Annotated in this window: 13 protein-coding genes; 6 read left to right on the forward strand and 7 right to left on the reverse strand. The window is 65.4% G+C overall.

Going from position 1 to position 13,235, the window contains the following annotated elements; all coding sequences use genetic code 11:
* Positions 1–2: 2 nt before the first annotated feature.
* From WGH93_RS11225 to WGH93_RS11250, 6 genes are all read left to right on the forward strand, one after another.
* Positions 3–641, forward strand: a complete 639-nt coding sequence (locus tag WGH93_RS11225; RefSeq protein ID WP_374764982.1) for a hypothetical protein — start codon at positions 3–5, stop codon at positions 639–641.
* Positions 638–1,987 carry a DNA polymerase IV gene (locus WGH93_RS11230; RefSeq protein ID WP_374764983.1) on the forward strand — a complete coding sequence of 450 codons (1,350 nt, stop codon included), beginning with the start codon at positions 638–640 and terminating at the stop codon, positions 1,985–1,987. The genes WGH93_RS11225 and WGH93_RS11230 overlap by 4 nt, the downstream gene beginning before the upstream one ends.
* 151 nt (positions 1,988–2,138) lie before the next feature.
* Positions 2,139–2,837: a GGDEF domain-containing protein gene (locus WGH93_RS11235; RefSeq protein WP_374764984.1), complete on the forward strand. Its 699-nt coding sequence runs from the start codon at positions 2,139–2,141 to the stop codon at positions 2,835–2,837.
* Positions 2,838–2,982: 145 nt separating this feature from the next.
* Positions 2,983–3,456, forward strand: coding sequence for a RidA family protein (locus tag WGH93_RS11240; protein WP_374764985.1), 474 nt, complete (start codon positions 2,983–2,985; stop codon positions 3,454–3,456).
* 2 nt (positions 3,457–3,458) lie between these two features.
* Positions 3,459–4,232 carry a glycerophosphodiester phosphodiesterase family protein gene (locus WGH93_RS11245; RefSeq protein ID WP_374764986.1) on the forward strand — a complete coding sequence of 258 codons (774 nt, stop codon included), beginning with the start codon at positions 3,459–3,461 and terminating at the stop codon, positions 4,230–4,232.
* Between the two features lie 81 nt (positions 4,233–4,313).
* On the forward strand, positions 4,314–5,483 hold the full coding sequence (locus tag WGH93_RS11250; RefSeq protein ID WP_374765040.1) for a GNAT family N-acetyltransferase: 1,170 nt from the start codon (positions 4,314–4,316) through the stop codon (positions 5,481–5,483).
* Between the two features lie 3 nt (positions 5,484–5,486).
* On the opposite strand, the gene WGH93_RS11255 is transcribed toward WGH93_RS11250, so the two are convergent.
* The 7 genes from WGH93_RS11255 to WGH93_RS11285 all read right to left on the reverse strand — a co-directional run bounded on the left by WGH93_RS11255 (position 5,487) and on the right by WGH93_RS11285 (position 13,027).
* Positions 5,487–6,038 (reverse strand): GNAT family N-acetyltransferase, encoded by a 552-nt coding sequence (locus tag WGH93_RS11255; RefSeq protein WP_374764987.1) that lies wholly within the window; start codon positions 6,036–6,038, stop codon positions 5,487–5,489.
* 8 nt (positions 6,039–6,046) lie between these two features.
* Complete coding sequence (gene clpA, locus WGH93_RS11260; RefSeq protein WP_374764988.1) at positions 6,047–8,437, reverse strand: ATP-dependent Clp protease ATP-binding subunit ClpA; 2,391 nt, start codon at positions 8,435–8,437, stop codon at positions 6,047–6,049.
* A gap of 145 nt (positions 8,438–8,582) precedes the next feature.
* Positions 8,583–8,912: an ATP-dependent Clp protease adapter ClpS gene (gene clpS / locus WGH93_RS11265; RefSeq protein ID WP_374765041.1), complete on the reverse strand. Its 330-nt coding sequence runs from the start codon at positions 8,910–8,912 to the stop codon at positions 8,583–8,585.
* A 185-nt stretch (positions 8,913–9,097) separates the two neighbouring features.
* A complete protein-coding gene (gene pgmG, locus WGH93_RS11270) occupies positions 9,098–10,492 on the reverse strand; it encodes a phosphoglucomutase/phosphomannomutase PgmG (RefSeq protein ID WP_374764989.1) in 1,395 nt (464 codons plus the stop codon).
* A 126-nt stretch (positions 10,493–10,618) separates the two neighbouring features.
* Complete coding sequence (locus tag WGH93_RS11275; protein WP_374764990.1) at positions 10,619–11,404, reverse strand: substrate-binding periplasmic protein; 786 nt, start codon at positions 11,402–11,404, stop codon at positions 10,619–10,621.
* Positions 11,405–11,597: 193 nt separating this feature from the next.
* Positions 11,598–12,083 carry a J domain-containing protein gene (locus tag WGH93_RS11280; RefSeq protein WP_374764991.1) on the reverse strand — a complete coding sequence of 162 codons (486 nt, stop codon included), beginning with the start codon at positions 12,081–12,083 and terminating at the stop codon, positions 11,598–11,600.
* Entirely contained in the window at positions 12,080–13,027 is a 948-nt protein-coding gene (locus tag WGH93_RS11285) for a division plane positioning ATPase MipZ (RefSeq protein WP_374764992.1), read from the reverse strand. Before WGH93_RS11285 ends, WGH93_RS11280 begins: the two co-directional genes overlap by 4 nt.
* Positions 13,028–13,235: the final 208 nt, after the last annotated feature.

The following is a 13,235-nucleotide window of genomic DNA, read 5'->3' on the forward strand; positions in this document are numbered from 1 at the left end:
CCATGAAACCGCTGAAAAAACCGATTCTGATACTGGATGCGGATGAGGTGCTGTTGCATTTCCTGCGCCATCTGGAAGGCTTTCTCGGCGATGAGGGCTTTCATCTGCACCTTGAGAGCTTCGCGCTGAGCGGCAATATCCGCCACGCTCACACCGGCGCCCCGGCCAGCGACGATCAGGTCAAACACCTGATCGTCCGCTTTTTCGAAAGCCGCATAGACGATGTGCCGCTGGTGGACGGCGCGGTGGCGGGGGTCCGCCGCCTCAAGCGCAGTTTCGAGCCCGTGGTGCTGACCAATGTGCCGGATCATCTGGGGCCGCGCCGGGCCGCCAGCCTCAAGGCGGCGGGGCTGGACGTGCCGGTGATCACGGGCAGCGGCGCCAAGGGCCCCGGCGTGGCGCGGCTGGCTGAAGGCGGGCGGCCCGTGGTGTTCGTGGATGATCTGCCGCCCAACCATCAATCCGTGGCGACCCATGTGCCCCACAGCCACCGAATCCAGATGATCGCCGACAGGCGCCTCGCGGCCCTGGTGGGCCCTGCGCCGCACAGCCATCACCGGATCGATCGCTGGGACGCGCTGGTGGACCATCTGGAAGCCCGCGCCGAGGGGGCGGCGGATACGGGAACGGGGCAGCCATGACGGGGGCCGCCACCATGGCGGTGCTGTGCCGGGACTGCCTGCACCTGATGCCCGACCGGCCACCGCAAGAGACCGCATCCCCCTGCCCGCAATGCCGCAGCCGCCGCCGGGTGGCCCATGCGGAACTGACCGGCCTGAGCCTGGCGCATCTGGACTGCGACGCCTTCTATGCCAGCGTGGAAAAGCGCGACAATCCCGACCTTGCGCGCCATCCGCTGATCATTGGCGGCGGTGATCGGGGCGTGGTGTCCACCGCCTGCTATATCGCCCGCATGAGCGGCGTGCGCTCGGCCATGCCGATGTCGGAAGCCCGGCGCCGATGCCCGGATGCCATCGTTCTGCCGCCGGACATGGCCAAATATCGCCGCGTGGGACAGGCCGTGCGGGAACTGATGACCAGCCTTACCCCGTTGGTGGAACCGCTCAGCATTGACGAGGCTTTCATGGACCTGGCGGGAACCGAACGATTGTTCGGCACCTGCCCCGCCGTGATGCTGGCGGACCTGGCCCGCCGGGTGGAAGCGGATCTGGGCATCACCGTTTCCATCGGCCTTGCGCCCAACAAGTTCCTGGCCAAGCTGGCCTCGGACATGGACAAGCCGCGCGGTTTCACCGTGATCGGCGCGGCGGAAGCCCCGGCGCGGCTGGCCCCCATGCCCATCAGCGCGATTTTCGGCATCGGCGCACGCACCGCCGCCACGCTTCAGCGGGACGGTCTCAGCCGGATCGGCCAGCTTCAGACCATGAACGAACGCGGCCTCATGCAGCGCTATGGTGAAACCGGTCTGCGGCTGGCACGGCTGAGCCGCGGCATCGACCCGCGCCCCGTGACCCCGGATCGCCCGGCCAAAAGCGTCTCCAGCGAAACCACGCTGAGCCGCGACCTCAGGGACAAGGCGGGGCTGGAAGCGGTGCTCTGGCGCCAATGCGAGCGCACCGCATCGGACCTGAAAACCAAGACGCTGGCCGGGCTTACCGTCACGCTGAAGCTGAAAACCAGCACTCACAAAACCATCAGCCGCAGCCACACGCTGGACGCCCCGACCCAGCTTGCCACCACCCTGTTCGAAGAGGGGCGGCATCTTCTGGCGCCGCTGGTGGACGGCACGCCCTATCGGCTGGTGGGAATCGGGGTGAGCAATTTCCGCCCCGTACAGGAAGCCGACCCGCCGGACCTGATCGAACCCGCGCGCACCCGCCGGGCCAGCGCGGAACGGGCCATGGATGCCCTGCGCGCCCGCTATGGTCATGACAGCGTGCAACTGGGCCGGGCTTTGGGGCCGGACAGGGGCGAAACTGCCCCTGCGCCGCGCCGACCGGGCGGCAAAAAACGCCGGGACGAATGACCCCGCGACGGGAAAGGCGGGGCCACGCACCGCAACAGCCCGCGATCCGGGGCGCGGGGCTGGCCATGGGGGCGGCTGGCGAGGGGCTTGAGCATGGCACGCGGCTTGCTTCTCAAGGGCCAGTATCAAACCTATGCCCCCGGAGGCCCCCATGGGACATCAATCAGCCCGTACTGACCGTGAAGCCATCAACCCCTATGTGTCGCAACTGGCCAGCCGCCTGATCGAAACCGCCACACAGGCCGAATTGAAGGTGGACAGCACCGGCTGGCAACTGATCACGGAAATGTTGTCCTTCGCCGCGTCCGCCGAACAGCGCATGGCCGAGCAGCAGGAACGCATTGAGGCGCTGGAGCAGCTCTCCGTCACGGATGAACTGACCGGGATCGCCAATCTCCGTGGGCTGCGCAGGGCATTGCGGGAAACGCTGAGCCATTCCGCCCGGCACCGGCTGTCCGGTGTGCTGGGGTTCATCGACCTGGACGACTTCAAGGATATCAATGACCAATACGGCCATATGGTGGGGGACAGCCTGCTGCGCCATGTGGCAAGCACATTGGGCGCACAGGTGCGCCCCACGGATTCGGTGGCCCGCATCGCCGGGGACGAATTCGCCGTGATCCTGACCGGCTGTTCCGAACAGGAAGGCGTACAGCGCCTGCGGCAATTGCAGCGAACCCTGAACGCCACCTGTCTGCACTCGCCCGAAGGCCGGGTCGCTGTGCAGTGTTCCATCGGCGTGGCACCCTTTGACGGCCTGACCGACCCCTCCGCCCTGATAGAGGCGGCGGATCGCGCCATGTATCAGGACAAGGAAAACCGCCGCGGCGCCCATCTGAAAGTGCTGTAGGAACCGCGTCCGCCCCTGCCGGACTGCCGGATCGGCCCACACGATTCCGTGACCCGCCAGGCGGATGCGGGCTCTTTTTCCGGGGCCGATCCGTGCTAGTCTGCCGCTTCACCTTTATGGAAAGCGTCTCAACAGGGGTTTGATCGTGGACGACACACAAACAGTAAGCCAGCGTCTGGCGGCGTTGGGCCTTGATATCCCCACCCCGGCCACGCCGGTGGCCAATTATCTGCCCTTCATGCAGAGCGGCAATCTGATCAGTATTTCGGGGCAGCTTCCCATGGGGCCGGACGGGCTGGCCCATGTGGGCTCGGTGGGCGGCGCCATCAGCCTTGAAGAGGCCCAAAAAGCGGCGCGCCTGTGCGCCCTGAACATCATCGCACAGCTCAAGGCGGCGCTGGACGGCGACCTGGAACGGGTGCGGCAGGTGGTAAAGCTGGGCGGCTTTGTGAACTGCTCGGATACCTTCACCGACCAGCCTGAAGTGATCAATGGCGCCAGCGACCTGATGGTGGACGTGTTCGGGGAAAAGGGGCGGCACAGCCGATCCGCCGTGGGCGTCAACGCCCTGCCCCGCGGCGCACCGGTGGAGGTGGACGCACTGGTGGCGGTGATCTGAGCATGGGCCGACGGCACGTCAGAAAGGGGGCGCCCCCTCGGTGGCTCACCAGCCGCCCGATCGCCCATCGCGGCCTGCACGGCGACACCGGCCTGGTGGAAAACACCCTGCCCGCCATCCGGGAGGCCGTGAATCAGGGCCTGGGCATTGAAATCGACGTACGCATGACCCGCGACGACATGATCGTGGCCTTTCATGACGATATGCTGACCCGGCTGGCCGGGCGCCCGGATCGGATCGCGGCACTGGTCTGGTCGGACCTGGCGGACATTCCCCTGCACCAGAACGGCGGCACGGCCAGCGTGCCGCTGCTGCGCGACGTGGTGGACGCCATCGGCGAAGCCGTCCCCCTTTTCATCGAGATAAAAGCCGACGATGTGGCAGACAGGCGCCGCCTGTGTGCCGGGGTGGTTCGCGCATTGGAAGGCTATAAGGGGCCGGTGGCGGTCATGTCGTTCGATCCCCGCCTGGTTGCGTGGTTCCGCGATTTCGCGCCGGACCTGGCGCGGGGCCTGATCGTGGGGCGCGACTGGCTTCTGGTCATTCGCCGCCGCCTGGCCGCCAGCCTGTGGCTGCACCGGCTCCGTGCGGATTTTCTGGCCTGTGACATTCGCCTGCTGCCCAACAGCCTGGCGACAAGCTGGCGACGGCGGCGGCGCCCGGTGCTGACCTGGACCGTGCGATCGGCCCAGGACGTGGAGGTGGCCAGCGAACATGCGGATCAGGTGATCTTCGAGCGCCCGGCCCCCGTAAAAGCGACGGACACCCCCGCATGACACGCCGTCGGCGATGACGGGTACGCCGTCAACCCCATGTGCCATTTCTGAAATGAGGTCCGTGTGAATTCTGATTCGTCCATGGCGCCACCGGAAACGGAACTGACAGCGCATCGCCTTGACCGCATCGGCGCCCTGCCCGCCGACCAGTGGGATGCCTGCGCCGGGATCGGCAACCCCTTTGTCAGCCACGCCTTTCTGGATGCGCTGGAAATCAGCGGCTGTGTCAGCGCGGAAACCGGCTGGCAGCCCTGTCATCTGGCGCTCTACCGCTCGAACGATCCGGCGCCGGTGGCCGTGATGCCGCTTTATCTGAAAGGGCACAGCCTGGGTGAATATGTGTTCGACCAGCCCTGGGCCGCGGCTTTTGAACGGGCCGGGGGGCGGTATTATCCCAAGGTTCAATCCAGCGTGCCGTTCAGCCCGGTCACCGCGCCACGCCTGCTGGTGCGCCCGGACATGGACGGTACCCACGCCCGCACTGCCCTGCTGAAGGCCGCCACCGGGCTGACGGAAAGCAACGGCCTGTCCAGCCTGCATCTGACCTTTCTGAACGCGATGGATTTGCGCGCCTGCCGTCAGGCCGGGCTGCTGCACCGCACAGATCAGCAGTTCCACTGGTTCAATCGCGGCTATGACAGCTTCGAGGGCTTCCTCGGCGCCATGGCATCCCGCAAGCGCAAGCAAATCCGCAAGGAACGCCGAACCGCCCTGGGCGACGGGCTGGAAATCACCCACAAGAGCGGCCATGACCTGACCCCCGCGGACTGGGACCACTTTTTCGACTTCTATCTGGACACGGCGAACCGAAAATGGGGCCGCCCCTATCTGAACCGCTCCTTTTTTGAGGAAATCGGCGCCCGGCTGGGGGATCGTCTGCTGCTGATGCTGGCTGGCCGCCCCGGTGAGGCGCCCATTGCCGGGGCGCTCAATCTGGTGGGGGAAGATGCCCTGTATGGCCGCTATTGGGGCTGCCGGGAGGATCACCCCTGCCTGCATTTCGAGACCTGCTATTATCAGGCCATAGACGTGGCGATCGATCGGGGCCTGGCCCGCGTGGAAGCCGGTGCGCAAGGCGGCCACAAGCTGGCGCGCGGCTATGAGCCCGTCACCACCCACAGCGCCCACTGGCTGGTGGACCCCGGCTTCCGGGAAGCAGTCGCCCGCTATCTGGACGCGGAGCAGCAGGAAGTGGCCGCCGAACAGGTCTTTCTGAACGCCCGCACTCCCTTTCGCAAAGGTGACGGATAGGGCTCAGGGGCGCGGGCCGCCAATCACGCACTCCCGACTGATCCGGGCGACCTTGTGGGGCCTGAGCGCATGGCCCGGCGGCAGGTCCGGGTGATCGAAGTCCATTTCCGGCAACCGCTGAAAACCCAGCCGCGCCATCAGCGCCAGGCTTTTGTCATTGCTGTGGGCGGTAAAGGCGACAACCTCATCGCACCAGTGCCGGGCGAAGGCATGAACCAACGCGGCCCGCGCCGCTTCCGCCGCCAGGCCGGCGCCATGATGGGCCACCTGAAAGCGATAGACCAGATCAAAGGGGGCCGACAGCGGCAGCCGCTTCCGCATGGGCAGAAGGCCCGCAAAGCCCGCATACCGGCCTTCATGAAACACGGACCACGGCCCGATGCCATAGGCGCCCCAACTGTCCCGGAAGCGAGCCAGCAGATCATCGCTTTCCGCACTGTCCAGCGGTGACGCGAAATGGGCCATGACGCGGGGGTCCGCATTCATGGCCCGAAATTCCGTCGTCTCCGCCCCGGTCGGCGGGACCAGCACCAGCCGGTGCGTGGTCATCCGCATCGGGCCGGTCAATCCACCACGGCGGGCGGCTTGCCACTGCCAGCGGCAGGCACACTGCCCTTCTTGCCGCCCTTTGGTGTCTTGCCGGATTTGCTGTCACCGTCCCTGCTCTTGGGCGCATGGGGCGTGATCTCGAAGTCCAGCGCATCGTCCCTCAAACGCACAGCCACTTCGCCGCCCTTGGCCAGCTTGCCAAAGAGCAGTTCGTCCGCCAGCGGTTTCTTCACCTTTTCCTGGATCACACGGCCCAGCGGACGGGCGCCATAACGGCGGCTGTAGCCCTTTTCCGCCAGCCAGGTCTTGGCCTCGTCCGTGATGGTCAGATCCACATTGCGATCCGCAAGCTGCATTTCCAGCTCCAGAACGAATTTTTCCACCACACGCTCCACCACCTCGGTGGGCAGGAAGTCGAACGGGATCACGGAATCCAGCCTGTTGCGGAATTCCGGCGAGAAGGTCTTGCGGATGGCCTCGTCGCTGGCACCCTCGTTCGTTTCACGGCCAAAGCCGATGGCGGTGCGCGACAGCTCGCTGGCGCCCGCATTGGTGGTCATGATCAGCACCACATTGCGGAAATCGATCTTCTTGCCGTTATGATCGGTCAACTGGCCATTATCCATCACCTGCAACAGCACATTGAACAGGTCCGGGTGGGCCTTTTCGATCTCGTCCAGCAACAGCACGCTATGTGGCTGCTGATCGATGGCATCCGTCAGCAGGCCGCCCTGATCGAAGCCCACATAGCCGGGCGGTGCGCCGATCAGGCGGGAAACCGAATGCCGTTCCATATACTCGGACATGTCGAAGCGGTGCAGCTCCACACCCAGCAGGCTGGCGAGCTGGCGGGCCACCTCGGTCTTGCCAACGCCGGTGGGCCCGGAAAACAGATAGGAGCCGATCGGCTTGTTGGGCTCCCGGAGCCCCGCGCGGGACAGCTTGATGCTGGACGCCAGCGCGGCAATCGCCCGTTCCTGGCCGAACACCACCCGTTTCAGATCGTCTTCCAGCGTGGCCATTACCCGGCTTTCATCCCGCGACACGGATTTCGGCGGGATGCGGGCAATGCGCGATACCACGGTTTCCACATCCTTCACGCCCACGGTTTTCTTGCGCTTGGACAGGGGCAGCAGCTTCTGTGCCGCGCCGGATTCGTCGATCACGTCAATGGCCTTGTCCGGCAGCCGCCGGTCGGAAATATAGCGATCCGACAGTTCCACCGCCGTCTTGATCGCTTCATTGGTATAGCGAATGTCGTGATGGCTTTCGAAATAGGGCTTGAGTCCCTGAAGAATCTTGATGCTGTCCGCCACCGAGGGTTCGCTCACATCGATCTTCTGGAAGCGGCGCAACAGGGCGCGGTCCTTCTCGAAATGGCTGCGGAATTCCTTGTAGGTGGTGGAGCCCATGCAGCGAATGGCCCCGCTGGCCAGCGCCGGCTTGAGCAGGTTGGAGGCATCCATGGCGCCGCCGGACGTGGCCCCGGCGCCCACCACCGTATGGATTTCATCGATGAACAGCACGGCGCCGTCGAAGTCCTCAAGCTCCTTCACCACGGCTTTCAGGCGTTCTTCAAAGTCACCGCGATAGCGGGTGCCCGCCAGAAGCGTGCCCATGTCCAGCGAGAAGATGGTGGCATCCAGCAGCACATCGGGCACTTTTTCCTCAACGATACGGCGGGCCAGCCCTTCGGCGATGGCGGTCTTGCCAACGCCCGCCTCGCCCACCAGCAGCGGGTTGTTCTTGGAACGGCGGCACAGCACCTGAATGGCGCGCTCCAGCTCGCTGTCCCGCCCGATCAGCGGGTCGATCTTGCCCTGACGCGCCTTTTCGTTCAGATCCACACAATAGCTGGCCAGCGCCGATCCCTGCTTCTTGCCCTCGCCGTCCTCGCCGCGGGGCGCGTCTTCCTCCGCCTCGTCCTCGACACCGCGCACCGGGCGTTCAGCCTTCATTTCCGGCACCTTGGCGATGCCGTGGGAAATGTAGCTCACCGCGTCCAGCCGGGTCATGTCCTGGCTTTGCAGGAAATAAACGGCATGGCTTTCCCGCTCGGAAAACAGGGCCACCAGCAGGTTGGCGCCGGTCATTTCCTCCCGGCCAGAGCTTTGCACATGCAGTATGGCGCGCTGCACCACGCGCTGGAACCCGGCTGTGGGCGTGGCTTCCAGCCCTTCCGCGTCCAGCCGGAGATTGTCCATCTCGCTGTCCAGATAGTCGGTAAGCTGTTCCTTGAGAACGTCCAGCTCCACCCCGCAGGCGCGCATCACGGCCACCGCGTCCGGGTCCTCGGTCAGCGCGAGCAGCAGATGCTCCAGCGTGGCATATTCATGCCGACGGCTGTTCGCCTCGCTCAGCGCGCGGTGAAAGGTTTCTTCGAGGTCCTTGGAAAAGCTTGGCAAAGCGCAAATTCCTTCTTCCATGGTTGGGGGAACCCCCCGCTGCGGGGCGGCCAGGCCACCCCCTGATCATGAGGATGGCGCTATCAGGGGGTGATTTCAAGCACGCTGAGCCATTCCGCGTGCGCCCATCGCCGCGCCTGAATGATCACGCCTTTTCCAGCGTACACTGGAGCGGCTGTTCATGTTGACGGGCATAAGTTAAAACTTGGTTGACCTTGGTTTCGGCCACCTCATAGGAAAACACGCCACACACCCCCACACCGCGATTGTGCACCTGCAACATCACGTCCGTCGCCTGTTCCAGCGTCATGCGGAAAAAACGTTGCAGCACATGCACCACGAATTCCATCGGGGTATAATCGTCGTTCAGAAGCAACACCTTGTACATGGGCGGCTTCTTGGTGCGGGTGCGGGTCTTGGTCAGCAGCCCGGTCCCCTCATCGTCGCCGGGGGTGTCGTCATCCTCGTCCGACATGCGAAGGCACAGGCCCGCCAGCGGGGCCAGCCACGGTTCGCTCGCCCCTTCTTCCGGGTTCCACATGAGATAATAGAGACTCGCCGTGCTCACTGGCACAAAACCCATCCTTTTGCAGGGGCTGTTCCCCGCCTCACTGGACGAAATAGGTATCCTGGCGCCAAAGACAAGGGGCAGCCCGGTTTTCAGGTGGCCGGTTGCAGTTCCGGCGGCACGCTCACGCCGGATGCCTCAAGCTCCCGCGACAGCACCGCCTTCAGCCGCTCCAGCCCGGCGGGCGTGTCCGCCTCGCAGCGCGCGGTCAGGGCGGGTTGGGTGTTGGAGGCCCGCAGCAGCCACCAACCGTCCTGGTCGGTCACCCGCACGCCATCCTCTCCGAACACATCCGCAGGCGTATCCGCCAGCCGCGCGCGCACTTCCTCCACCACCTCGAACTTGCGCTCTTCCGGGCATTCGAAGCGCACTTCCGGTGTGTTGAACAGAGTCGGCATCACATCCATGATGTGGTTCAGGTCGCCGCCGTCCCGGTCCACCGCGTTCAGGAACCGCACCGCCGCGTAAAGGCCGTCATCATAGCCATAGAACTTGTGCTTGAAAAAGATATGGCCGGACATCTCCCCGCCAAGGGGGGCTTTTTCCTCCACCATCTTGGCCTTGACCAGCGAGTGACCGGATTTCCACATAACGGGCCGCCCACCCAGTTCCCTGATGCGGTCGAACAGCAGCTTGCTGGCCTTCACATCGGCGATGATCGGCTCCCCCGGCAGGTCCCGCAACACGTCGCCCGCCAGAATGGCGATGATCTGGTCCCCCCAGACCATGCGCCCCTTGCCGTCGATCAGGCCGATGCGGTCGCCGTCACCATCAAAACCGATGCCCATGTCCAGGCCATGCTCCGCCACCACAGCGCGAAGCTGGTCCATATTGGCATCGATGGTGGGGTCGGCGGGGTGGTTGGGGAAAGTGCCATCCACCGCCGCATTGATCACATGATGCTCCCCCGGCAGACGGGCCACCAGCGCCTGTGTGGCGGGGCCAGCGGCGCCATTGGCCGGGTCCCAGGCGATACGGAACGGCTTGTCGGTTTCCAGGTCACGCACCAGCCGGTCGATATAGGCGTCGAAAACATCCACCTCTTCCTCGCTGCCGGTGCCGGTCTCGAAATCTCCGGCGGCTGCCAGACGGCCCAGTTCCTGTATCGCGTCGCCATACACGGCGCCGCCATCGCGCATCATCTTGAAACCGTTATAATCCGGCGGGTTATGGCTGCCGGTGACCATCATGGCGCCATAGCTGTCCAGATGATACATGGAGAAATAAAGCATGGGCGTCGGCCCCAGGCCGATCCGCTTCACCTTCACCCCGGTGGATACCAGCCCTTCCGTCAGGGCTGCCACCATGGCCGGGGAGGATGTGCGCCCGTCCTGCCCCACCACCACGGTGGTGCCGCCGCCGCGCACCACGGTGGTGCCAAAAGCCCGGCCCAGCGCGCGGGCATCGTCCAGGAAAAGGGTCTCATCCACCGTGCCGCGCACGTCATATTCACGCAGAATGGTCGGATTGAACTGATGGGCGGTCATGGTCGTTCCCCTGAATATTGATTTGGCGGAAATCTGTCAGGGGGCGCGCGTAAAATCAACTGCCAATACCGGCAGGCACCGGGTTTCCGCGGCATTGCCCACCTGATCCGAAATCAGCACAGGGTATCAGCGCGAAACGGTGCCGGGCATATAGCGTTCCACAATGGCCGCCATGCGACGGGATTTTTCCATCTGCGCAAGCGCCGCATCCAGCCGGGCGCGCAGGGCCGGGCTGTGCACCCGCAGAGTATGAGGGGTGGGCTCGAACATGTGAATCACCCGCAGTTCCGGCAGGGCGGCCCCGTGTGGCGGCGTTGCCGCGCGGGCACGCAGATAGCGCAACACCCAGTAATCCCCCACATAGGCATCGATCCGCCCGCGCAAGAGCATATCCAGCGCCTGTTCGGATCGATCCAGCGACACCAGGTGCGCCGCTTCCGACAGGAAATCGGCATCGAGCCCCAGAAAGGCCCGGAAATCGGGGAAATGCCCCACCGTCATGCCGGACAGATCCACCGGGCCGTCCGATCCGCCCCGCTCGGACAGCATCACGATGCCATTGTGCCAGAACGTTACGGGCCGCGTCACCGTGGGGCGGGCCCCGTTCGCCTGATAGGACAGCACCGCATCCGCCTTGCCGCTCGCCAGAAGCGCGGGCAGGCGCCTGAGCGGCGCGTGCCGCAGCCGGGGCTCGAAGCCCGCCTGTCTGGCCAGGGCACGCAGGGTATCCACCACGATCCCTCCCTGTGGGTCCGTCATCACATAGGGCGGCGAGGCGGGTGGCACGGCTATTGTCAGGGTCGGTCGGTCCTGCGCCGCCATCAATTGGTCAAGGGGCGACGTGACGGCCCGCACATCCGACGAATCCGCAAAGCCCCGGCCCGGCGCCATGAAAAACAGGGCCGCGCACACGAGACTCAGGACACGCCGCAGCGCCCCATTGCGTGCCTTGCGTGCGGCGACAGGCCCGCGACCGGGAGCAATTCCCCATATGACAGATTCATTAACCATTTATTAACACTATCCCGCCAATGCACGCCGCGCAAGGCATCCAGCATCGCAAAGGGCGGGAAGCAGGCCCCGGCTTCTTCGGCCAGGGGGCGTGTCAGGCTTCGTCCGCGCCGTCATCCAGCAGGCGCTGACGGGCCGCGTTCAGCTTGGCTGCCAGCCAGTCACTGCCCCCCTGATCCGGGTGCAGGCGGCTGATCAGACGGCGGTGGGCGGCGCGGATGTCCTGCTCCGTGGCGCCCGCCTCCAACCCCAGTACGGACAGGGCCTCGGCGTGGCTCATGGCCCCTGAATGGGGTGCTTGCCGCTTTCCCGCCTGCCCCCCTGCCCCTGTTCCTGTCCCTGTCCGGGCCGCGCCGCGTTTGGCGAACAGCATCCGGCCCAGTGTCAACAGCGTGGGCGCCAGCGATATGAGCGACAGCCCGGTTCGGGCCATCAGCACCCCGCCCAGCAACAGGGACACCAGCAGGGCAAGCCAGAACAGAGCGCGCCGGGCATCCCGCGTGCGGGCGCCCGCCCACCAGTGCAGCAGCAGGAAAAGAAAGGCGGCCAGCGCCACCCCGGCGAGCAGGGCAACGATCACGGCGCGCCCGCCCCTTCCCGGCCAGGGGCGCCCGTGTCTGACCCGTCCCGGTCTGCCCCATCCCGTTCGGCACCGTCCCGGCCAAAGGGCAGATCCAGCGCGGCCATCAGCGCCCTGAGTTCCTGCCGCGCCGCCACGTGGGACATGGTCATGCCTTTGCCGTCCAGTCCGCCAGCGGCCTTCAGGTCCATCAGGGTCAGGCCGCGCAGGAACAGTTCCCGATAGATCACCCGCTCGCCAAGGCCCGGCACATAGCGCAGCCCCACACGGCCAGCCAGGTCTTCCAGCACCCGTTCCACGCGCTGCTTGTTCTTGGCATAAAGCGCACCCACGCGGTTGCGCAAAACCACCCAGTCAATGCTGCTGCCATCGGCCTGCGCCCGGCGCTGGCGGGCTTTCCAGACCATTTCCGCGTAAAAACTGGGCCGTTCCACCGTGAAGGTTTCCGGGTGCACCTTGGCCAGCAGGTCCAGGTCCACGAAACTGTCATTGACCGGCGTGACCAGCGTATCGGCGGCGGTATGCGCCAGGCGGGACAGGAAAGTGTCGCTGCCGGGGCAGTCCACCACCACCACATCCATGCCCGCATCCGCCAGCGCCATATAGGTATCCTCGAACGCGCGCTTTTCGGCCCGTTCCGCCGCCTCCGCGGTGCGTTCCTCGGAGCGTTCCACCACCCGCTCTTCCGGCATGGGCAGGATCAGCCCCTGCCGGGAACAGGTAAGGCGGCGGTTTTCGATATAGCGGGTCAGGCTGCGCTGGCGGCTGTCCAGATCGATGGTACCCACTTTCAGGCCGTCGCTCAGCAGGGAGACAACGATATGCATGGCCGTGGTGGATTTGCCGGACCCGCCCTTTTCATTACCCAGAACGATCAGATAGGGGCGCCCTTCCGGCTTGCGGGGGCGGGGGCGCGGGGCCCCTCCGGCGATTGGTTCGGCCACAATGCACTCTCCTCTGGTTGACGCCGCCCCGGCTTTCGGGAACGGGGCGCCAGCTTGAAAAATCGCGCCCGGCGATAAAGCCGCGTGCGTTCCACCAGCACATAGCGACAGGGGCGGCCCCCTTGTCAAGCAACCCCGCCCGGCGGCGACAGCGCCTGCGGGAATGACATGTCAGCCATCATCCCCTATAACATGCGCGCACCCCGGC

Origin of the sequence: Yunchengibacter salinarum (assembly GCF_037658235.1) — a bacterium.
GTDB lineage: Bacteria > Pseudomonadota > Alphaproteobacteria > Sphingomonadales > Kordiimonadaceae > Yunchengibacter > Yunchengibacter salinarum.